Annotated in this window: 22 protein-coding genes; 14 read left to right on the top strand and 8 right to left on the bottom strand. The window is 69.1% G+C overall.

Translation table 11 applies throughout. The features are described from left to right. Nucleotides 1–68: 68 nt before the first annotated feature. Together AC5W7N_RS26295 and AC5W7N_RS26290 are read right to left on the bottom strand one after the other, a co-directional pair. On the bottom strand, nucleotides 69–716 hold the full coding sequence (locus AC5W7N_RS26295) for an enoyl-CoA hydratase-related protein (protein ID WP_175585968.1): 648 nt from the start codon (nucleotides 714–716) through the stop codon (nucleotides 69–71). Then, nucleotides 716–1,360, bottom strand: coding sequence for a TetR family transcriptional regulator (locus AC5W7N_RS26290; protein ID WP_490725113.1), 645 nt, complete (start codon nucleotides 1,358–1,360; stop codon nucleotides 716–718). Before AC5W7N_RS26290 ends, AC5W7N_RS26295 begins: the two co-directional genes overlap by 1 nt. A 293-nt stretch (nucleotides 1,361–1,653) precedes the next feature. Here AC5W7N_RS26290 and AC5W7N_RS26285 point away from each other — a divergent pair, with 293 nt between their 5' ends. The 3 genes from AC5W7N_RS26285 (at nucleotide 1,654) to AC5W7N_RS26275 (ending at nucleotide 3,641) form a co-directional block, all read left to right on the top strand. Next, nucleotides 1,654–2,217: a TetR/AcrR family transcriptional regulator gene (locus AC5W7N_RS26285; RefSeq protein ID WP_036537348.1), complete on the top strand. Its 564-nt coding sequence runs from the start codon at nucleotides 1,654–1,656 to the stop codon at nucleotides 2,215–2,217. 9 nt (nucleotides 2,218–2,226) lie between these two features. Further along, the gene (locus AC5W7N_RS26280) at nucleotides 2,227–3,306 is read left to right on the top strand and encodes a DNA glycosylase AlkZ-like family protein (RefSeq protein WP_495922431.1); all 1,080 of its coding nucleotides are present in this window, start codon (nucleotides 2,227–2,229) and stop codon (nucleotides 3,304–3,306) included. An 83-nt stretch (nucleotides 3,307–3,389) separates the two neighbouring features. After that, nucleotides 3,390–3,641: a DivIVA domain-containing protein gene (locus AC5W7N_RS26275; RefSeq protein WP_163815431.1), complete on the top strand. Its 252-nt coding sequence runs from the start codon at nucleotides 3,390–3,392 to the stop codon at nucleotides 3,639–3,641. 74 nt (nucleotides 3,642–3,715) lie between these two features. On the opposite strand, the gene AC5W7N_RS26270 is transcribed toward AC5W7N_RS26275, so the two are convergent. The 3 genes from AC5W7N_RS26270 to AC5W7N_RS26260 form a co-directional block, all read right to left on the bottom strand. After that, nucleotides 3,716–3,862: a hypothetical protein gene (locus AC5W7N_RS26270; RefSeq protein WP_495922430.1), complete on the bottom strand. Its 147-nt coding sequence runs from the start codon at nucleotides 3,860–3,862 to the stop codon at nucleotides 3,716–3,718. Between the two features lie 155 nt (nucleotides 3,863–4,017). Further along, nucleotides 4,018–4,746: a hypothetical protein gene (locus AC5W7N_RS26265; protein WP_495922428.1), complete on the bottom strand. Its 729-nt coding sequence runs from the start codon at nucleotides 4,744–4,746 to the stop codon at nucleotides 4,018–4,020. Nucleotides 4,747–4,867: 121 nt separating this feature from the next. Next, nucleotides 4,868–6,088: a cytochrome P450 gene (locus AC5W7N_RS26260; protein ID WP_495922427.1), complete on the bottom strand. Its 1,221-nt coding sequence runs from the start codon at nucleotides 6,086–6,088 to the stop codon at nucleotides 4,868–4,870. Nucleotides 6,089–6,357: 269 nt separating this feature from the next. Here AC5W7N_RS26260 and AC5W7N_RS26255 point away from each other — a divergent pair, with 269 nt between their 5' ends. Next, nucleotides 6,358–7,479 carry an esterase/lipase family protein gene (locus AC5W7N_RS26255; RefSeq protein WP_495922425.1) on the top strand — a complete coding sequence of 374 codons (1,122 nt, stop codon included), beginning with the start codon at nucleotides 6,358–6,360 and terminating at the stop codon, nucleotides 7,477–7,479. Between the two features lie 17 nt (nucleotides 7,480–7,496). Here the strand turns inward: AC5W7N_RS26255 and AC5W7N_RS26250 are convergent, their stop codons facing one another. Further along, nucleotides 7,497–7,640, bottom strand: a complete 144-nt coding sequence (locus tag AC5W7N_RS26250; RefSeq protein WP_495922423.1) for a hypothetical protein — start codon at nucleotides 7,638–7,640, stop codon at nucleotides 7,497–7,499. Between the two features lie 364 nt (nucleotides 7,641–8,004). Between AC5W7N_RS26250 and AC5W7N_RS26245 the strand changes: the two genes are divergently transcribed. Continuing rightward, nucleotides 8,005–8,460, top strand: coding sequence for a MarR family transcriptional regulator (locus tag AC5W7N_RS26245; RefSeq protein ID WP_495922422.1), 456 nt, complete (start codon nucleotides 8,005–8,007; stop codon nucleotides 8,458–8,460). 23 nt (nucleotides 8,461–8,483) lie between these two features. Here the strand turns inward: AC5W7N_RS26245 and glpK (AC5W7N_RS26240) are convergent, their stop codons facing one another. Further along, nucleotides 8,484–9,995 carry a glycerol kinase GlpK gene (gene glpK, locus AC5W7N_RS26240; protein ID WP_495922420.1) on the bottom strand — a complete coding sequence of 504 codons (1,512 nt, stop codon included), beginning with the start codon at nucleotides 9,993–9,995 and terminating at the stop codon, nucleotides 8,484–8,486. Further along, nucleotides 9,992–10,747, bottom strand: coding sequence for an IclR family transcriptional regulator (locus AC5W7N_RS26235; protein WP_495922419.1), 756 nt, complete (start codon nucleotides 10,745–10,747; stop codon nucleotides 9,992–9,994). Before AC5W7N_RS26235 ends, glpK (AC5W7N_RS26240) begins: the two co-directional genes overlap by 4 nt. 129 nt (nucleotides 10,748–10,876) lie before the next feature. Between AC5W7N_RS26235 and glpK (AC5W7N_RS26230) the strand changes: the two genes are divergently transcribed. The 9 genes from glpK (AC5W7N_RS26230) (at nucleotide 10,877) to AC5W7N_RS26190 (ending at nucleotide 19,548) form a co-directional block, all read left to right on the top strand. Then, nucleotides 10,877–12,403, top strand: a complete 1,527-nt coding sequence (gene glpK / locus AC5W7N_RS26230) for a glycerol kinase GlpK (RefSeq protein WP_495922417.1) — start codon at nucleotides 10,877–10,879, stop codon at nucleotides 12,401–12,403. A gap of 16 nt (nucleotides 12,404–12,419) precedes the next feature. Next, complete coding sequence (locus AC5W7N_RS26225; protein WP_495922415.1) at nucleotides 12,420–14,153, top strand: glycerol-3-phosphate dehydrogenase/oxidase; 1,734 nt, start codon at nucleotides 12,420–12,422, stop codon at nucleotides 14,151–14,153. Between the two features lie 195 nt (nucleotides 14,154–14,348). After that, nucleotides 14,349–14,792 carry a helix-turn-helix transcriptional regulator gene (locus AC5W7N_RS26220; RefSeq protein WP_081597397.1) on the top strand — a complete coding sequence of 148 codons (444 nt, stop codon included), beginning with the start codon at nucleotides 14,349–14,351 and terminating at the stop codon, nucleotides 14,790–14,792. Between the two features lie 5 nt (nucleotides 14,793–14,797). After that, the gene (locus AC5W7N_RS26215) at nucleotides 14,798–15,214 is read left to right on the top strand and encodes a VOC family protein (protein WP_163817782.1); all 417 of its coding nucleotides are present in this window, start codon (nucleotides 14,798–14,800) and stop codon (nucleotides 15,212–15,214) included. Nucleotides 15,215–15,359: 145 nt separating this feature from the next. Further along, complete coding sequence (locus tag AC5W7N_RS26210; protein WP_495922412.1) at nucleotides 15,360–17,750, top strand: ATP-binding cassette domain-containing protein; 2,391 nt, start codon at nucleotides 15,360–15,362, stop codon at nucleotides 17,748–17,750. 200 nt (nucleotides 17,751–17,950) lie between these two features. Continuing rightward, the gene (locus AC5W7N_RS26205) at nucleotides 17,951–18,082 is read left to right on the top strand and encodes a hypothetical protein (RefSeq protein ID WP_256673584.1); all 132 of its coding nucleotides are present in this window, start codon (nucleotides 17,951–17,953) and stop codon (nucleotides 18,080–18,082) included. Continuing rightward, nucleotides 18,079–18,735, top strand: a complete 657-nt coding sequence (locus AC5W7N_RS26200; RefSeq protein WP_495922410.1) for an RNA polymerase sigma factor — start codon at nucleotides 18,079–18,081, stop codon at nucleotides 18,733–18,735. The genes AC5W7N_RS26205 and AC5W7N_RS26200 overlap by 4 nt, the downstream gene beginning before the upstream one ends. After that, on the top strand, nucleotides 18,732–18,974 hold the full coding sequence (locus AC5W7N_RS26195) for a hypothetical protein (RefSeq protein ID WP_163817789.1): 243 nt from the start codon (nucleotides 18,732–18,734) through the stop codon (nucleotides 18,972–18,974). Before AC5W7N_RS26200 ends, AC5W7N_RS26195 begins: the two co-directional genes overlap by 4 nt. Nucleotides 18,975–19,113: 139 nt before the next feature. Continuing rightward, nucleotides 19,114–19,548: a hypothetical protein gene (locus AC5W7N_RS26190; protein ID WP_163817799.1), complete on the top strand. Its 435-nt coding sequence runs from the start codon at nucleotides 19,114–19,116 to the stop codon at nucleotides 19,546–19,548. Nucleotides 19,549–19,832 lie beyond the last annotated feature (284 nt).

Here is a 19,832-nt window from a genome sequence, read left to right as displayed (position 1 = left end):
CCACAGGGCTGCCGGACGGAGCGGCGGTCCAGCACCGCCGGCCGGCATATCCCGGCGCCTCCGAGGGACTAGGTGAGCGCTTCGACGGCGGTGGCGAACATCGTCTGCTTGATGGCGGCCAGGGTGCCCGGATCCTTGGCGCCGAGCGGGGCGAGCAGCTGGGTTGCGGCGGAGACGAGTTCGCCTTCGGGTGCGGTGGCGTCGACGATGCCGGCGGCCGCGGCGTCCACACCGCCCCAGCGGCGGCCGGTGGTCATGGAAGCGACCGCGGCCTGCGGGGTGAGCTTGGCCTGGATCAGGGCCGCCATGCCGGGGGTGAACGGGATCCGGATATCGACCTCGGGGAAACAGAAGTAACCACGGTCGGCGCGCATGACGCGGAAGTCGTGGGCGATGGCGAGCATCGCGCCGGCGCCGAAGGCGTGGCCCGGCATGGCCGCGGCGGTCGGCACACCGAGGGTGAGCACGCGCGCGAAGAGGCTGTGGACCTGGGCGACGTACCAGTCGGCGCGTTCGCCGTTGGCCGAAAGCCATTCCAGGTCCAGGCCGTTGGAGTAGAACTTGGCGCTCGCGGTGGTGACGAGGGCGTGGGCGCCGTCGGCGAGGACGGTGTCGAGGTGGGCGTTCAGCTCGTCGAGGAAGGTGGGGGAGAAGCGGTTCTCGCCGTCACCGAGATCGAGGACGGCGATCTTGTCGTGGTAGTCGAGGGCGGGCATCAGGGCTCCTTGTTCTTCGGGATGTGGTCGGGTGGTCCGACGTCGAGGACGGCGCGTACCGCCGCGTCCAGCTGCCGCCGGGCATGGGGTGCGTCGATCTGATGGCGGCGCAACAGGATCGCTGTGGGGAGGTCGACCAGGCAGGTGGTGATGACGGCGACGGCGCGGCCGTCGCGGCGATCCCACATCGCCTGCGCCAGCCGAATCATCAAACCCACCAAGGCTCGATCGGTGCCCGCGAGTTCGTCGGCGATGGCCTCGGGCAGTTCGTCGCCGAGCAGCTGTTCGCGGGAGATGGTCAGCAACAGCGCCGAGGAGTCCGGGTGCTCGCGCGCGAACAGTGCGGGCGTGGCCGCGGCGGCGGCGACGGCGCGTACGCAGGCGGCGGAGCCCGGCTGCGGTGCGGCCGGGAGGACGGCGTCGACCTGCGCGGTCTGCAAGTCCAGAAACCGGTGTGCCGCCCGCAGCCAGGTCCGTGCCAGCAGCTCGGCCCGCGAGCCGAAGCTGTGGTAGATCGCGCCGTTGGAGATCCCGGTGGCGGTGGCGACGGCCCGGATGGTGACCGCGGCGGGACCGGAGCGCGCGGCCAGGTGTTCGGCGGCGTCGAGGACGGCGTCGGGGTCGTGGATGCGCGGGCGGGGCATGCCGCCACTATAACAGAGCGGGTGCTCTGTTATTGGGGTGTGATCGGCGCAGCCGTCACGTAGGTAGGCGAGTGCTGGTACCGCTGCCCGGGTGCCGCGCATCGTCGGTTCCCTGCGGCGTTCGGGTGTGCGGCGTCCTGTTCCCTTCCCGCGCTTAATGTTTCATCAGGTAACTGGTACCCGGTGGCACTCTGTAATCGGCGTCGCGACTCGGCTACCCTCGGGCCAGCCGACGACACGATGGGGTACCGTTCGGTCCTTCCGCCCAGCCCATACCAGAAGAACGGCGCCGTATGTCACGAGTGGTCACCAAGGAGCAGTACTTTCACACCGGACTGGAAGTGCTGGCCGAACTCGGCTTCAAAAACCTCAATATCGGTGTGCTGTGCCGGCGCCTCGGTGTCACCAGCGGCTCCTTCTACCATCATTTCGGCAGTTGGCAGGGTTTCGTCGATGCCCTGCTCGACCATTGGGAAAACCGCCAGGTCCTGATCCTGCGCACCCTGAACTTCAATCAGGGCCATCCCGACGACGACATCCGCGCCATGTCCGATCTGGCGCTGGGCCTGCATCATGCCGCCGAAGCCGCCATCCGCGCGTGGGCGGCCAATGACGAATCGGTGAATCTGGCGGTCAAGCGGGTCGACGAATCCCGTCGGCGCACCGTGCACAAGGCGATCAAGGGTGTGGTGGGCGATGACGAGACCGCCGCCGTGGTCACCGAACTGGGGATGGCGATGCTGATCGGGTTCCAGCAGACCGCGACCGGTGAGCAGCCGATCGGACTGGACCGGCTGCTCACCGAGTACGCCCGCCTCATCTACACCCACGCCCGGCGGGTGGGCGCAGGCTCGTAGAGTGGAGTGATGGCGGGCGCGCTCGTCGTCGACCGATCACGGTGGCTGGGTCACCGCTGGCAGCGCCATGGCTTCGGCGCCGACGGCACGGATCTGGACGAGCTGCTGCTGCTCGGCATCCAGGACGGGCGACCCGATGGCGCGCTGCGATCGCTGCGAGCTCGTTCCGTGTCCGCGGTCATCGGTCCGGACGGGCCGCTGGTGGCGATGTGGTCGGTACGTGGGGCACCGCATGTGCATCGGCTGGATCGACTCGACTTCGTCACCGCGGCCAATACGCCGCTGCCCACCGACTCCGGAGGCGCGGATCTGGTCGCCGCGGTGGAGGCCGTCGCCGAGGCGTTGCGTGCGGTGGTCACCGGCCCGATCTCGAAGTCCGACGCCAGCACTCGGGTCACCGAATGCGTGCCGGACACGTTGGTGAGCTGGTGTGAACGCTGCCAGGCGCGGCATGTGCCCGACGCATTGTTCCGGACCGCGGGCTGTCGCGCGCAGATCCTGGTGGGTTCGGATGATCGGCGCGGCACCGTGTTGCGGCCCGCGCCCGCGCATCCACGTGAGCGTCCGCGGCAGGCGCGCGCTCGGCTGCTCGACACCTTCTTCGGAATCAACGGCCCGACCACCCGAGCCCTCTTCGCCGAATGGCTCGGGGTCGAACCGGCGGATGTGGCCGGCGTGTGGAAGGCCGCCGATCTGGTGCCGGTCACCGTCGACGGGCGACGCTATAGCCTGCCCGCCGCCCTCGTCGACGATCTGCGCACCGCGGCGGCGGCCGAGGGCAGCGTGCTGGTTCCGCCGCATGATCCGTATCTGCGGCACGCCGATCGTGTTCTGCTGGTGCCCGAGCCGGCCCGTCGCCGGCTGGTGTGGCGGCCGGTGTCGGCGCCCGGCGCGGTACTCGACGCCGGTGAGGTGGTGGGTATCTGGCGCTACCGGCGTGGTGAGAACCTCCTCACGGTGACCGGATTCGCCGCGCTGCCCGCGGGTCTGCGGCGCCGCGTCGAACGGGCCGCCGCCGTGGTGGCCGACGCGTCGGGTCTGCCCGATGTCGCGGTCGCCTTCGACGATCATCGCGCGGATGCGCGGTAGCAGCACCGTCGATCGCTGGTTCGCACGGCGAACCAGCGGCGGTGCGACGACAATGGATCGATCAGCCGGTCGAGGAGGCAGCGATGAGACTCACCGCAGACGACGTCCGCGCGGTCACGTTCAGCAGGCCGCGGTTCGGTGCGCGCGGCTATCGGGAGGATGAGGTGGATGGTTTTCTCGACCGGGTCGAAGCCACCTTGCGTGGTACCGATCGGTTGACCCCGGCGGAGGTTCGTGACATCGCGTTCCGGCGGCCGCGTTTCGGTCAGCGTGGATACGACGAACAGGAAGTCGATGCCTTCCTGGACCTGGTGGAAAAGACTCTCACCCGATAGCGGCGTCGTTGCGCCGCATCAGGATCCGCTGAGCAGGCCTGCGCTGATCCGCGGGTGTCGAGACAGCGGCGGAGTTATCGCCGCAGATGCCGCTCGAGGGTGTCGATCGAGTCGATGCCGGCAAGGACGGTCCGCGCCCGGACCCGCCGCCACCCTTGGGTGCGGGCGGGCAGATCGGTGCTCAGCGTGATCCGGATCAGTGGCGGCGACGGTGCACGCACCACCGTCAGCAGGCCCGGGTCGGGGTCGGGGGAAGTCGAGGCCGAGTGTCATGCATGGTTCACCTCTCGTGGTCGGTGAGGTGGGGGCGCTGCGGCGTTACCGCGGCGGCGTGCGACTGTGGTGCCGACTCCACGCCTGACCTGTGGAGCAGCGGTCAGTTCGGGGATCGGTTGGTCATCGCGGCGACGAGCCCGCCCAGTGGTGCGGCGGTGGCGTCGCGGTACTCGGTGGGGGTGATGACGCGGCGGTCGCGCAGCAGGCGCAGCGCGGTGGCGAGGTCGGCGTCGAGGCGCTGCCGGGCGGGGTCGGGGAGGGCGGCGACGGCGTCGAGGGCGCGTTGGTAGCGGTGGCTGCCCGGGGCGGGGCCGAGTGAGGTGGCGTGCAAGCCGGTGAATCCCAGCGCCAGCGCGACGAGCGTCAGGTACAACACGGGGGTGGGGGTGGTGCCGCCGGTGGCCGAGCCCCAGATCCGGCTTTCGAGCATCCCGATGCCGATAGCGGGGGCGAAGCCGACGGTGAACACCACGCCGCCCCATATCGCGTCGGCGCCGGTGCCGTAGCCGCGCCAGGCGCGCACCCAACCGGTGATCTGGAGTCCGGCGCAGACGCCCATCAGTGTGCCGGCGATCATCCAGGCGGCACGCGGGTGCGCGGAGCCGAGCCAGAACGCGACCACACCGGCGGCGGCGACGGTGACCGCGGCGGCGCAATACCAGCCACCACGCCACGGCAGGACCCGTCCGCGGACCCGGAGCAGCAGCTGAATGTGCGGATAGTCGGTGAACAGGTGCGCCTCGAGCGCCTCCCAGCTCGCTCCGAACAGGCGCCGCCGGTGCTGCGCCCATGCGGTCGCCGGCGCCGATTCCGCTGATACGACACTCATCTAGGCCTCCCACCTGCTCGCCACCAGTGTGACAGCTGGTCATTGCCTGTTCGAGCGGCACACCAGCGGGCGGGGTGGCTGGTTCTCGCCGACCAGGACGCGGGTCGCTGTGACGTCGCGGTCAGTGCAGGTGGATCGGCATGTGCACGAGCCCGTGCAGGGCCAGCCCGTCGCGGGGGACGGGGGTGGCGGCGAGGGCGAGGCCGGGGAAGCGGCGTAGCAGGGCGGGGAAGGCGATCTGGGCTTCGAGGCGGGCCAGGGGCGCGCCGAGGCAGTAGTGGATGCCGCCGCCGAAGGACAGCGGTGGTTCGCCATCGCGGTCCAGTCGCAGGTGGTGTGGGTGGTCGAAGATGTCGGGGTCGTGGTTGGCGGCGCCGAGCAGCATGACCACGCGCCGGCCGGCGTCGAGGTGGAGTCCGGCGACGTCGATGGCTTCGGGTGCGGTGCGTGAGGTGAGCAGCTGCACGGGGGAGTTGTAGCGCAGCAGTTCCTCGACCGCGGTGGTGGCCAGTTCGGGGCGTTCACGCAACTGCTGGGCTTGGCCGGGGTGGTCGAGCAGGGCGCGCAGGCCGTTGGCGAGCAGGCCGGTGGTGGTTTCGAATCCGGCGGCGAACAGCAGCGCGGCCATGGTGATCAGTTCGTCGTCGGGCAGTCCGTCGTCGGGGGCGGCGAGCGCGGAGAGCAGATCGTCGGCGGGTTCGCGGCGGCGGCGGGCGATCAGTTCGCGCAGGTAGTCGGTGATGGTGTCGGCCGCGGTGTCGGCGGCGGCGACGGTGGGTTCGTCGAGCCGGTCCAGGACCGCGGTCCAGTCCCGCACCAGTGGCTGGAAGCGCATCCGGTCGGCTGCGGGGATGCCGAGCAGTTCACCGATCACGGTGACCGGCAAGGGGAATGCGAATTCGTCGATGAAGTCGATCGGGCCGTTCATGGCGGCGGTGTGCATCCGGTCGAGCAGCCCGTCGACCAGTTTCTCGATCGCCGGCCGCAGCCCGGCGACTCGTCTGCTGGTGAACGCGGCGGACACCAGCCGCCGCAGCCGGGTGTGTTCGGGCGGGTTGGCCACCAGCATGCTGCCGAAGATCAACCGCAACCCGGGCCGCTGCTGCCAGTGCGGGAATCCGTTGGCGGCAAGCGAGGTTTCCGGCCGTTTGCGCAGCCGATGGTCGCGTGCCAGTGCCGACACCACACGGTATCCGGTGACCACGATGGTCCCGTCGGGGGCGGCAACCGCCGGTCCGCAGGCCCGTAGCTGCTCATACAGCGGGTAGGGGTCGGCGCGGCCTTCGGGTTCGGCGAGCTGCATCAACACTTTTCCCACGATGTGCGCCGTGTCCGCGCTCATGCACGCCCCCTGGTCCGTTGTGACAACGCTCCCCGACGAGGCTACCGGCTGTACGCGGCCCGCGCCGCCGCCTCCGCGCCGGGACCTGATGCGGTTGTGTCTTTCTCCAATCGGTGCCGGGCGTCGCGGTGGGAATGCTCGGATTCGCGGTCGATGCGGTCCGCGCCGGTGTCCGGAACTTCTAGCGTCGCGACGAGTTTCGAATCAGAACCGGTGAGTTCCAGTGCGATCGATGCGGTGGCTTGCCGGGGTGCGTGAGAGGACCACACATGGGTTGGACAATACGACGGGCCGCGCAGGCCGCAGCGGTGCTCGCGGGATCGGCGCTGCTGGCCGCCGGGCCGCTACCACCGGGGAACGCGGCACCCGAGCCGGCGGTGACCGAACAGCAACTGGCGGACCAGATCAACGCCACACAGCCGGGCGCAGCGCAGGCCGGTGCGGTGTCGGGTAGCGCGGGCGCGCCGGCCAGCCGGTCGATGGTCGCGGCCGGGCCGGGCCCGGAGGCGACGGCCGCGCTGGCCGCCTTCGCCTACGGTCTGCTGCATCCGAATGCGGCGCCGCCGGGCGCCAACGACTGGAATTGCCGCCCCACTCCGCAGCATCCGCGGCCGGTGGTGTTGATGCACGGGTCGTGGATGAACGCCTTTGGCAGTTTCGCGTACCTGTCGCCGCGTCTGGCGCGGGCGGGTGTCTGTGTGTTCGCCCTCAATTACGGGCAGTTGGGTGTGCTCGAGGGCGGCGGTCTCGGTCCGCTGATGCCGGGCCGGAACGCGGTGGGGCCGATGGCGCAATCGGCGCGTCAGCTCGCCGATTTCGTGGATCGGGTGCTGGGGGAGACGGGCGCGGAATCGGTCGATATCGTCGCCCATTCCCAGGGCGGTACCGTGGCCGCCCACTACCTGAAATTCGAGGGCGGCGACACCGACGTGGACCGGCTGATCACCCTCGGCGCCACCCATCACGGCACCAGCCTGCTCGGCATCGCCGCGCTCGGACGCGCGATCAATGATCTCGGCCTGGACATCCTCGGGTTCAATCAGCTGTTCGTCGGCCCCGCCAATATCGAGCAGGTCATCGGATCCCCATTTCTGCACGCGCTCAATGCCGGCGGTGACACTGTCGCCGGTGTCGACTACACCGTGATCGCCTCCCGCTGGGATGAAATCGTCAACCCCTACGATCTGACGTTCCTGCGGCCCGGCCCCGGCGCGACCGTCGCCAACCTGACGTTGCAGGACGGCTGCGAACAGGATCTGTCCGATCACCTGACGATGATGTACTCCCCGCGCGCGATGTCGATGGTGCTGCGTGCCCTCGACCCCGCCGCGCACCCGGAGCTGGTGTGCGCCTTCAATCCGTGGCTGATCGGTGGCGGCGGCGGGCTCTGACGGTGCGGGCCGGGCGACTAGGCGGATGCGGCTGCGCGGCGCAGCGCGTCGAGGGTGGTCTCGGGTGAGGTGTTGAAGCAGAACCGGATTCCCGGGGCCTCCTCGACGAGGACGTTGACCAGGCGTTCGAACAGCAGAGTGTGCTCGGGGAGGGCCCGCACCGCACCGCACCGCCGAGCATGACGAGGTCGAACGTCTGGGCGGCCAGCAGCTCGCGGACTGTGGATTCGGCCTGGGCGGGTGAGGCCTGCACCATGCAGGGCGTGACATCGAATTCGGTGTCACGGAGGGCGGCGTTGGCGGCGTCGACCCTGGCCGTGAGTTCGGCCTCGTCCAGGCCCGGGTTTCGACCGTAATCCATGGCGTGTGGATGCAATCCGATGGTCAGGGCTCGCAGGCGGGCGGGTGGTTCGGACACTCGTCGATACCTCCAGGAAGGGTGTGTGAGCGCCCGTCCGCATGAGACGATGGGCCCTGTTCACCTCGATATAGCTTTAACAACAAAGGTATTTTAGGGAGAAAGGTATGTCAACCGACGACGCTCTGTCGCTGGACGACAGTGTCCGGGCCATGGTGCTGCTCATGCCGCGCCTGGTCGGCCGCGCGAAACGCCTGCCGGTGCCCGAAGCGCTGCGATCGTTCGATCTGGCACCCCGGCACCTGTCGCTGTTGACCTACGTCCTGCTCGACGGACCGCTCACCGTCAACGAGCTGGCGAGGCGACTCGAGGTCGCGCCCACCACGGTGAGCTTGATGGTCGGCGATCTCAGCCGCCAAGGCGTCCTGGACCGCCGCACCGACGACAACGACCGCCGCCGCACCCTGGTCGCCATCGCCGACGAGCACCGCGAAGCGGTAACGGCCTGGCTCGGTGGTGCGGATCGGGGATGGCGTGCCGCGCTGGGCCCGCTGACCGCCGACCAGCGCGCCTTGGTCATCGCCACACTCCGCGCCTATGAGGAGGCCGTCGCTTCCGAGTGAGCGTGGCCGCCGGTGACGTGCCGCTACTGGTGTCCGGTCCAGTCGTAGCTCAGGGCCGCGGCGCGGCTCCACTGCCGGTAACCACGGTCGCGGTCGGCAGCCGAAACGGCAGGCTCCCAGCGCCCGGCGATATGGCGGTTACGGCGCAGCCCATCCACATCGGGCCACAACCCGACCGCCAGCCCCGCCGCGTAGGCCGCACCAAGTGAGACAGTTTCGGCGAACAGCGGCCGCTGCACCGGCACCCCGAGCGCATCGGAGATCTGTTGCATCAGCAGATTGTTCGAGGTCATGCCGCCGTCCACGCGCAGTTCGGTCAGGGGCCTTCCGGTGTCGGCGTTCAATGCCTCGACGACCTCCCTGGTCTGCCATGCCGTGGCTTCCAGCACCGCCCGCGCCACATGCCCGCGGGTGATGTAGGAGGTCAGCCCGGCGATCACCCCGCGCGCCTCGGCCTGCCAGCGGGGCGCGAACAATCCCGAAAAAGCAGGCACCACCGAGCATCCACCATTGTCGGCGACGGTGGCGGCGAGCGTTTCGACCTCGGGTGCGAAGTCGATGAGCCCGAGCCGGTCACGCAGCCACTGCACCAGCGAACCGGTCGAGGCGATCGAACCTTCCAGCGCGTAGTGGGCGGGCTCGTCACCGAGCCGGAAACCCACCGTCGTCAGCAACCCGTGCTGTGACCGCACCGGCGCGGTACCGGTATTCGACAGCAGGAAAGCCCCGGTGCCATACGTGCATTTGGTTTCCCCGGCCGCGAAACAGGTCTGCCCCACCAGCGCGGCCTGCTGATCACCCAGCGCGGCCGCTATCGGGATACCGGACGGCTCGATCACGGTACGGCCGTACACCTCGGCGCTGGAACGGATCTCGGGCAGCATCGCCCGCGGGATATCGAAGAACTCCAGCAGCCGCCGATCCCAGTCGAGGGTGTGCAGGTTCATCAGCATGGTGCGCCCGGCGTTGCTGACGTCGGTGACGTGCACGCCGCCGGTGAGGTTCCAGATCAGCCAGCTGTCCATGGTGCCGAACAGGATGTCGCCGCGTTCGGCGCCCGCGCGCAGGCGTTCGTCGCGGTCGAGTAGCCAGCGGATGCGGGGGGCGGCGAAATAGCCGAGCAGCGGTAGCCCACTGAGTTCGCTCACCTCGTCGACCCCGGGCCGGGCGGACAGGTGCGCGACGAGGTCGTCGGTTCGGGTGTCCTGCCAGACAATGGCATTGCCCACCGGGCGGCCGGTGCGCCGATCCCATAGCACCGTCGTCTCACGTTGATTGGCGATCCCGATCCCCACCACCTGCCCGGCACCGATCCCGGCCGCGATGATCGCCCGCCCGATCAACGCCTGCACCTGGCGGCGCACCTCGTTCGCATCGTGTTCGACCTGCCCGGCCGCCGGATACAGCTGACGATGCTCACGCTGCAGCACCGACACCAGCTGCCCGGCCGCGTCGTAGACGATGGCGCGACTCGACGTCGTGCCCTGATCGACGGCCAGCACATACCGGTTGCTCGCCCGCCGCGGCGCCCTCATCGCCGCACCCGCGCCCGATCGGCGGCGATATCGGCCGAGATCGCCGCCGCCGCCGACCGCACCACCTCCACCAGCCCCGCCCGCGCGGCACCGCTCACCCGGTCGACCGACCCCACCACACCGATCGCGCCGACGACACGTCCACCGGGATCGCGCACCGGCGCCGCCACCGACGCTCGTTCGGCCGCGAATTCACCGACGTCCATGGCGAACCCCTGCGCCCGCGCCCGCGCGATCTCGGCGTGCAGCGCACGCGGTGCGGTGATCGTGCGGTGGGTGTAGCCGGGCAGTTCGCCGCCACGTTCGGCGAGACCGGGTGTGTAGGCGAGCAGCACCTTGCCCAGCGCCGTCGCATGCAACGGCAGCACCACACCCACCCGCAGCCGCTGCGGCGACCGATCGGGGCGGAACACGTGATGCACGACCTGCACTCCCTCATCGTGTACCGCACCCATCCGCACCGATTCCCCCGACCGCGCCGCCAGAGTGTCGGCCCAGTTCATCGCATACGAGCGCAGCACATTGGTGTCCATACCCGCCCCGGAGGGCGCCGCACCCATCCGGTACTTCCCGGTGCGCGCATCCTGGGTCACATACCCGACGCCGTGCAGGGTGCGCAGCAGCCCGTGCACCGTGGCCTTCGGCAGCCCCAGCGCACCCGCCACCTCGCTCACCCCGATACCGAACGGCGCCTGCGCCACCAGCGCCATGATCGCGGCGGCTCGTTCGATCGACTGAATGGGTCCGGGCACCCCACCACCGTAGCGGGCGAACCGTTCGACATTGTCGAACGCACCCCGTTGTGGGCAGTGGCGAGGCTGCCTACGTTCGGCGGTGGCCGCTCCTGCGACGGGGCAGCGAGCCCCGACCGCGGAGAACAGATGACCGACTTCATCGGCGCCCTCGACCAAGGCACCACGAGCACCCGATTCCTGGTCTTCGACCACACCGGAACCGTCGTCGCCGGCCACCAGCTCGAACACCAGCAGATCCTGCCGCGCCCCGGCTGGGTCGAACACGACCCGCTCGACATCTGGGAACGCAGCTGCACCGTCATCCGGACCGCCCTGGACCGCCACGGCCTGCGCTCGAGCGACCTCGCCGCCATCGGACTGACCAACCAACGCGAAACCACCGTCATCTGGGACCGTCACACCGGCCGCCCGCACCACAACGCCATCGTCTGGCAAGACACCCGCACCGACCGCATCGCCGCCGAACTCGACGCCACCGCGGGCCCACTCATCCGCCACCGCACCGGACTGCCACCGGCCACCTACTTCTCCGGCGGCAAAATCCGCTGGCTGCTCGACGCCCAGCCGGGCCTGCGCGCCGCCGCCGAACGCGGCGACGCCCTCGCCGGCACCATCGACACCTGGCTGCTGTGGAACCTCACCGGCGGCACCCGCGGCGGCATCCACCGCACCGACGTCACCAACGCCGCCCGCACCATGCTCATGGACCTCGACACCCTCGACTGGGACGACGAACTGCTCACCCTGTTCGACATCCCCCGCGCCATGCTGCCCACCATCACCGCCTCCGCCCACCCCACCCACTACCGACACACCCACCCCGACGGCCCCCTCGCCGCCGCCGTCCCCATCACCGCCGCCCTCGGCGACCAGCAAGCCGCCATGATCGGACAGGTCTGCTTCGACCCCGGCCAAGCCAAGAACACCTACGGCACCGGCAACTTCCTGCTCCTCAACACCGGCACCACCCCCGTCCGATCGACCAACGGCCTGCTCACCACCGTCTGCTACCAACTCGGCGACCAACCCGCCGTCTACGCCCTCGAAGGCTCCATCGCCGTCACCGGATCCGCCGTCCAATGGCTCCGCGACCAACTCGGCATCATCCCCGCCGCCGCCCACAGCGAAACACTCGCCGCACAAGTCACCGACAACGGCGGCGTCTACTTCGTGCCCGCCTTCTCCGGCCTGTTCGCCCCGCACTGGCGCTCCGACGCCCGCGGCGCCATCGTCGGCCTCACCCGCTACGCCACCAGCGCCCACATCGCCCGCGCCACCCTCGAAGCCATCGGCTACCAAACCCGCGACGTCATCGACGCCATGACCAGCGACTCCGGCGTCGACCTGCACGTACTGCGCGTCGACGGCGGCGTCACCGCCAACGACCTGTGCATGCAGATCCAAGCCGACATCCTCGGCGTCCCCGTCAGCCGCCCCGTCATCACCGAAACCACCGCCCTCGGCGCCGCCTACGCCGCGGGCCTGGCCACCGGCTACTGGCGCGACACCGGCGAACTACGCCGGCACTGGCGCGAAGACACCCGCTGGCACCCCACCTGGACCGAACAGCAACGCGCCGACGGCTACTCCGGCTGGACCGAAGCCGTCGGCCGCACCCTCGACCGGTCCACCCCCCTGACCACCACCTACTAACCAGAAAGACACCCCCATGACCGGCCGCACGCTCACCACACCCCTGCCGCTCAACCCCACCACCCGCGCCCACGCCCTGCACACCATGGCCACCACCGAACTCGACGTCCTCGTCATCGGTGCGGGCGTCGTCGGCGCGGGCACCGCACTCGACGCCGTCACCCGCGGCCTGCGCGTCGGCCTCGTCGAAGCCCGCGACTACGCCTCCGGCACCTCCAGCCGCTCCTCCAAACTCATCCACGGCGGCCTGCGCTACCTCAAACAACTCGACTTCGGCCTCGTCTTCGAAGCGCTACGCGAACGCTCCCTCATCCTCGACACCCTCGCCCCGCACCTGGCCACCCCCGTCGAATTCGTCTACCCCCTGCAACGCCCACTACTGGACCGCGCCTGGGCAGGCGCAGGCATCGGCGTCTACGACATCCTCGGCGCCGGCCGCGGCGTGCCCGCCCACCACCGCCACCTCGGCCGCCGCGCCACCCTCGACCGATTCCCCGGCGCCAAACGCGACCGCATCCGCGGCGGCGTCAGCTTCTACGAAGGCCAGATCGACGACGCCCGCCACACCATGATGCTGGCCCGCACCGCCGCCACCCACGGCGCCCTCTGCGCCTCCAGCACCCGCGTCATCGACTTCCTCCGCGACGGCGACACCATCACCGGCGCCGTTGTCGAAGACCTCGAAACCGGGCACCGCTTCGACATCCGCGCCACCCGCGTCATCAACGCCGCAGGCCCATGGACCGACGACATCCAGGCCATGCTCGACGCCACCCCCCAATTCCGGATCCGCACCTCCAAAGGCGTCCACATCGTCGTCCCACGCGACCGCATCGACGCCACCACCGGGCTCATCACCGAAACCGACAAGAGCCTGCTGTTCGTCATCCCGTGCCCCTGGAGCGACCAACACTGGGTCATCGGCACCACCGACACCCCCTGGGACCACGACCTGGCCCACCCCGCCGCCACCCGCGCCGACATCGACTACATCCTCACCCAGGTCAACCGGCTACTGGAAAACCCCATCGGCCACGACGACATCGTCGGCGTCTACACCGGACTACGCCCCCTGCTCGCGGGCAACACCGACCAGACCACCGCACTCTCACGCGAACACGCCGTCGTCACCCCGGTCCCCGGGCTCGTCCTCGTCGCCGGCGGCAAATACACCACCTACCGCGTCATGGCCGCCGACGCCGTCGACGCCGCCATCGCCGACCTACCGCAACGCATCGGCCCGAGCCGCACCCACACCGTCCCACTCGTCGGCGCCCACGGCTACACCGAACTGTCACTGTCGCGCGCCCGCCTCGCCGACGAGATGCGGTTGCCCCCGGCCACCATCGACCACCTGCTCGGCCGCTACGGCAGCGCCGTCACCGAAATCCGCGACCTCATCACCGTCGACCCCACCCTCGCCCGCCCCCTCGGCACCACCCCCTACCTGCGCGCCGAGATCGTCTACACCGTCACCCACGAAGGCGCCCTGCACCTCGACGACATCCTCACCCGCCGCACCCACCTGTCCATCGAAACCCCCGACCGCGGCACCGCCGTCGCCGCCGAAGCCGCCGCCCTCGCCGCACCCCACCTCGGCTGGGACAGCACCGACATCGCCCGCGAAATCGAGCGCTACACCACCCGCGTCGCCGCCGAACTCGACGCCCAACACCAGCCCGACGACGCCACCGCCGACGCCATCCGCCGCACCGCACCCGACTCCCGCGCCACACCCGTCGACGCCTGAGCATCTGCTGTCCCGGGTAACCGGCGGCTCGTTGCGGGCCCGCGCAGCCCGCTGACACCCCGGCATCGCGCGCCCCCACCCGAGGCGTGCGGCGCCGGGGGACAGGGGAGTCACCGAATACCGAACACACAACATCGGCCCGACCCCCGAACACACTGCTGGGCAGCACCGCGAACACATGGCAGCATCAGCACCGTGAGCACACCCGCCACCGAGCAACATCTGCGCGACCTGGCCAGGCTCCGGCGCGTGCGCGACCGCATCGACCGCGAATACGCCCAACCCCTCGACGTCGAAGCACTCGCCCGCGACGCCCACATGTCCGCAGGCCACCTCAGCCGCCAGTTCAAACAGGCCTACGGCGAATCCCCCTACTCCTACCTCATGACCCGCCGCATCGAACGCGCCATGGCCCTGCTGCGCGCCGGCGAACTCAGCGTCACCGAAGTCTGCTTCGCCGTCGGCTGCCAATCCCTCGGCACCTTCAGCACCCGCTTCACCGAACTCGTCGGCATGCCACCCAGCGCCTACCGCCGCGAAGCCGCCCACACCGACGGCATGCCCTCCTGCGTCGCCAAAAAGGTCACCAGACCGATCAGGAATCGAGAAGCGCCGCTCTCACCACAGCAATTAGCGTGACCACCATGACCAACGACCTCACCATCGCCCAAACCTACCTACCGCACACCGACCCAGAAGCCGCCATCGGCTTCTACCGCGACGTCCTCGGATTCGAAGTCCGCAACGACGTCGGCTACCAAGGCATGCACTGGATCACCGTCGGCCCACCCGACCAACCGGCCACCTCGATCGTGCTCTACCCACCCGAAGCCGACCCCGGCGTCACCGACGACGAACGCCGCACCATCACCGAAATGATGGCCAAAGGCACCTACGCCAGCCTCAACCTCGCCACCAAAGACGTCGACGGCGTCTTCGACCAACTCCAAGCCAACGGCGCCGAAGTAGTCCAGGAACCCACCGACCAGCCCTACGGCATCCGCGACTGCGCCATCCGCGACCCCTCGGGCAACCTGCTGCGCATCCAGCAGATCAGCTGACCCACCGACCCCGCACCGGCAGCAACCACACAGCATCCACCGGTGCGGGGAATCGGCACGCCACCACCGGCGCACCGCATACGATCACGCACAACACCCGCTCGGCCCGCACCGGCCGCGTTCGCGAACAGATGGAGACCTCACCATGAGCCCGGCCACGACCAAGGACACCGCACCGGCCGCCCTGCCCCTGGCCGACAGCCACGACACCATCCGTGTCCAAGGCGCCCGCGAGAACAACCTCAAAGACATCAGCGTCGACATCCCCAAACGCCGCCTCACCGTCTTCACCGGCGTCTCCGGCTCCGGCAAGAGCTCACTGGTCTTCTCCACCATCGCCGCCGAATCCCAGCGGATGATCAACGAAACCTACAGCGCCTTCGTCCAAGGGTTCATGCCCAACCTCGCCCGCCCCGACGTCGACGCCCTCGACGGCCTCACCACCGCCATCATCGTCGACCAAGAACGCATGGGCGCCAACGTCCGCTCCACCGTCGGCACCGCCACCGACGCCAACGCCCTGCTTCGCATCCTGTTCAGCCGCCTCGGCACACCCCACATCGGCTCACCCCAAGCGTTCTCCTTCAACGTCGCCTCCATCAGCGGCGCAGGCGCGGTCACCATCGAAAAAGCCGGGCACACCGTCAAAGAACGCCGCAGCTTCAGCATCACCGGCGGCATGTGCCCACGCTGCGAAGGCATGGGCAAAGTCTCCGACTTCGACCTCACCCAGCTCTACGACGACAGCAAATCCCTGCGCGAAGGCGCCCTCACCATCCCCGGCTACAGCATGGACGGCTGGTACGGACGCATCTTCATGGGCTCCGGCTTCCTCGACCCCGACAAACCCATCCGCAAATACACCAAACGCGAACTCAACGACCTGCTCTACAAAGAACCCACCCGCATCAAGGTCGACAACGTCAACGTCACCTACGAAGGCCTCATCCCACGCATCCAGAAATCGTTCCTGTCCAAAGACCGCGAAGCGATGCAACCCCACATCCGCGCCTTCGTCGACCGCGCCATCACCTTCACCACCTGCCCCGAATGCGACGGCACCCGCCTCACCGAAGCCGCCCGCTCCTCCAAGATCAACGGCATCTCCATCGCCGACGCCTGCGCCATGCAGATCAGCGACCTCGCCGACTGGGTCCGCGACCTCGACGAACCCTCCGTCGCACCACTGCTCACCACCCTGCGCCACACCCTCGAAGGCTTCGTCGAAATCGGCCTCGGCTACCTGTCCCTCGACCGCCCCGCAGGCACCCTCTCCGGCGGAGAAGCCCAACGCACCAAGATGATCCGCCACCTCGGCTCCGCCCTCACCGACGTCACCTACGTCTTCGACGAACCCACCATCGGCCTGCACCCGCACGACATCCAACGCATGAACGACCTGCTGCTACGGCTGCGCGACAAAGGCAACACCGTGCTCGTCGTCGAACACAAACCCGAAGCCATCGCCATCGCCGACCACGTCATCGACCTCGGCCCCGGCGCGGGCACCGGCGGCGGAACAGTCTGCTACGAAGGCGATATCGACGGCCTGCGCGCCAGCGACACCCTCACCGGCCGCCACCTCGGCTACCGCGCCACCCTCAAAGAAACCGTGCGCACACCCGACGGCGCCCTCGAAATCCGCGGCGCGAACCAGAACAACCTCGTCGACGTCGACGTCGACATCCCCACCGGCGTACTCACCGTCGTCACCGGCGTCGCCGGCTCCGGCAAGAGCTCCCTCATCCACGGCAACCTCGCCCGCCGCGACGGCGTCGTCGTCATCGACCAAGGCGCCATCAAAGGCTCCCGCCGCTCCAACCCCGCCACCTACACCGGCCTGCTCGACCCCATCCGCAAAGCCTTCGCCAAAGCCAACGGTGTCAAACCCGCACTGTTCTCGGCCAACTCCGAAGGCGCCTGCCCCGCCTGCAACGGCGCCGGCGTCATCTACACCGACCTCGGCATGATGGCCACCATGGAAACCCCCTGCGAGGAATGCGAGGGCAAACGTTTCCTCGCCGAAGTGCTCGACTACAAACTCGGCGGCCGCGACATCAGCGAAGTCCTCGCCATGCCCGTCGCCGAAGCCGAAGAATTCTTCGGCTCCGGCGAAGCCCGCACCCCCGCCGCACACAAGATCCTGCAACGCCTCGCCGACGTCGGCCTCGGCTACCTCACCATCGGACAACCACTGACCACCCTGTCCGGCGGCGAACGCCAACGCCTCAAACTGGCCACCCACATGGGGGAGAAGGGCGGGGTCTACATCCTCGACGAACCCACCACCGGCCTGCACCTCGCCGACGTCGACAACCTGCTCGGCCTGCTCGACCGGCTCGTCGACGCCGGCAAAACCGTCATCGTCATCGAACACCACCAAGCCGTGATGGCCCACGCCGACTGGATCATCGACCTCGGCCCCGGCGCAGGCCACGACGGCGGCAAAGTCGTCTTCGAAGGCACCCCCGCCGACCTCGTCGCCGGCCGCTCCACCCTCACCGGCGAACACCTCGCCGACTACGTGGGAGCCTGACCCACCCATCGCCGTCCGCCGTCCGAACACCCGATACCCGACGGCGGGCGCCGAGGTAAGACTCGCCCGTCGAGCGACACCAATAGGGCATGGCCACTTCCACGCGCCCACACCCCGACCCGCCTCGACCACGGTGCCCATCGACCGACATCCGCGACTGGCGCAGACGATGGCTGGTGGCGTCCGGATTCCCGCCGTGGTTGGCTGACACCGTGGCCTCCGATCCCACCATCGACCTCCTCGCGCTGGCTCAACTCGTCGACCAGGGCTGCACACCGGAACTGGCGGTGCGCATCCTCGCGCCGATGCCAGGAATCGAGACCCCGCCGTGAGCACCGTCAACCCCACCACCGCCGACGCCACCCGGCCACAGACCGATCAGGAATGGCTGACCGATCTCACCGACGACGGCCCCGCCGGCCACCACGCCATCGCCAGCCTGCGCGAAGTCCTGCTACGCGCCACCCGCCACCAGATCTGGCGGCTACGCCACCTGCTGACCGGTGCAGGCGCCGACGAACTCGAAGATCTCGCCCAACAATGCGCCGACGACGCCGTGATCGCCGTACTGCGCCAACTCCCGACCTTCCAAGGCCGCAGCCGATTCACCACCTGGGCCTACAAATTCGGCGTACACCACGCCGGAGTCGCGGTACGCCGCCAGGCCTGGCGGCACCGGGAAATACTGCTGCCCGACGCCCTGACATCGATCGCCGACAGATCGCCCACGCCGGACGCCGTCTTCGACGCCACCGAACTCGGCCGCGCGGTAGAAGCCGCCATCGTCGGCGAGCTCACCCCGCATCAACGGCGCATCCTGCTGGCCCTGGTGGTGGAGCAGGTGCCGATCGACGTGCTGGCCGAACGTCTCGGCAGCACCCGCAACGCCCTCTACAAAACCCTGCACGACGCCCGTCGCCGGCTGCGAACCGCCCTCATCGCCAGCGGACATCTCGACACCCGCACCGATCGGAGCATCCCATGACCGATCCGCACACCGGCCCCGGCGCCGACATCATCGCCGCACTGCTGGCCGATACCAGCCCCTACCTGTCCTGCGACGAATGCTTCGAGCGGATCGACGAATACGTCGAACGCCGCATCGCCGACCCGAGCTACGACGACCTCGCCATGCGCGTGCACCTGGCCGGATGCGGCGCGTGCGCCGAAGAGGCAGCGGCCCTGCACGATTTGCTCGCCGGCCATCACGAACCGCGGCAGTAGCGGCGCGAAAACTTCGCCGCTCGCAGGTAAGACCGGCCCCGCCACCGCCACTAACAGTGTGGACCGGTTGCGCTCGGCAGGAACCCGAGCGCACCCCACCGGGGCCGGTCGTCCCTCGCATCGTTGTCAGGAGAAACGAATGACTGCGCAAGCCACCAGCACCCAGCACACCGCCGGCCTCACCGAACCCGGCTATCAAGCGTTCTGGGCCTTGCGGCTCGGATTCGGCGTACTGCCCATCCTGTTCGGGCTCGACAAATTCGCAAACGTTCTCACCGATGACTGGACTCGTTACCTCGCTGGATTCGTGAACGACCTCGTTCCCGGCGATGCGGCCACTGCGATGAACATCGTCGGGGTGATCGAAATCGTCGCCGGGATCGCCGTGCTCGTGTTCCCGCGCCTGGGTGCGCCGCTCGTCGCGGCCTGGCTCGGCGGGATCATCGTCAACCTGCTGATCGTCGGCGGCTATGGCGATATCGCTCTGCGCGACTTCGGCCTGATGGCCGCGGCCCTGGTCCTGAGCCGCCTGGCGTGGGCCTATCCGAATGGACTGCCTACCCGGCAATCGTGATATCCGGCCGCAAGTAGACGGCACGGCGACGGAGAACCCCTCCCTATATTCGTCACAGTGACGAATATAGGGAGGGGTTCTGTTGCATCAGGGGAGTGGACCGAACCGAGCCCTGCCCGACAATGTGGTGCGAGCTCGGCGCGATATCGTCCGTCGAGTAGGCACTTCGCGCACATCGGCACGCGATGCCGCGCTCCAGAGGCGGTGCGCTGCTTCCGGCCTCGCACGGGGCGGCCCACAGAGATCCGAACGACCACACACCACAGCGCCGCGACCTGACATAA

Source organism: Nocardia sp. CDC519, from assembly GCF_059509835.1.
This window is presented reverse-complemented; position numbering and strand designations above follow the sequence as displayed.

What these genes read in the sequence shown, in the direction of transcription:
- AC5W7N_RS26280 (WP_495922431.1), top strand. Translation starts at nt 2,227, where the DNA reads ATGGCGGGCGCGCTCGTCGTCGACCGATCACGGTGGCTGGGTCACCGC.
- AC5W7N_RS26195 (WP_163817789.1), top strand. Translation starts at nt 18,732, where the DNA reads ATGACCGATCCGCACACCGGCCCCGGCGCCGACATCATCGCCGCACTG.
- AC5W7N_RS26285 (WP_036537348.1), top strand. Translation starts at nt 1,654, where the DNA reads ATGTCACGAGTGGTCACCAAGGAGCAGTACTTTCACACCGGACTGGAA.
- AC5W7N_RS26290 (WP_490725113.1), bottom strand. Translation starts at nt 1,360, where the DNA reads ATGCCCCGCCCGCGCATCCACGACCCCGACGCCGTCCTCGACGCCGCC.
- AC5W7N_RS26215 (WP_163817782.1), top strand. Translation starts at nt 14,798, where the DNA reads ATGACCAACGACCTCACCATCGCCCAAACCTACCTACCGCACACCGAC.
- AC5W7N_RS26295 (WP_175585968.1), bottom strand. Translation starts at nt 716, where the DNA reads ATGCCCGCCCTCGACTACCACGACAAGATCGCCGTCCTCGATCTCGGT.
- AC5W7N_RS26255 (WP_495922425.1), top strand. Translation starts at nt 6,358, where the DNA reads ATGGGTTGGACAATACGACGGGCCGCGCAGGCCGCAGCGGTGCTCGCG.
- AC5W7N_RS26245 (WP_495922422.1), top strand. Translation starts at nt 8,005, where the DNA reads ATGTCAACCGACGACGCTCTGTCGCTGGACGACAGTGTCCGGGCCATG.
- AC5W7N_RS26225 (WP_495922415.1), top strand. Translation starts at nt 12,420, where the DNA reads ATGACCGGCCGCACGCTCACCACACCCCTGCCGCTCAACCCCACCACC.
- glpK (WP_495922420.1), bottom strand. Translation starts at nt 9,995, where the DNA reads ATGAGGGCGCCGCGGCGGGCGAGCAACCGGTATGTGCTGGCCGTCGAT.
- AC5W7N_RS26275 (WP_163815431.1), top strand. Translation starts at nt 3,390, where the DNA reads ATGAGACTCACCGCAGACGACGTCCGCGCGGTCACGTTCAGCAGGCCG.
- AC5W7N_RS26265 (WP_495922428.1), bottom strand. Translation starts at nt 4,746, where the DNA reads ATGAGTGTCGTATCAGCGGAATCGGCGCCGGCGACCGCATGGGCGCAG.
- glpK (WP_495922417.1), top strand. Translation starts at nt 10,877, where the DNA reads ATGACCGACTTCATCGGCGCCCTCGACCAAGGCACCACGAGCACCCGA.
- AC5W7N_RS26190 (WP_163817799.1), top strand. Translation starts at nt 19,114, where the DNA reads ATGACTGCGCAAGCCACCAGCACCCAGCACACCGCCGGCCTCACCGAA.
- AC5W7N_RS26260 (WP_495922427.1), bottom strand. Translation starts at nt 6,088, where the DNA reads ATGAGCGCGGACACGGCGCACATCGTGGGAAAAGTGTTGATGCAGCTC.
- AC5W7N_RS26210 (WP_495922412.1), top strand. Translation starts at nt 15,360, where the DNA reads ATGAGCCCGGCCACGACCAAGGACACCGCACCGGCCGCCCTGCCCCTG.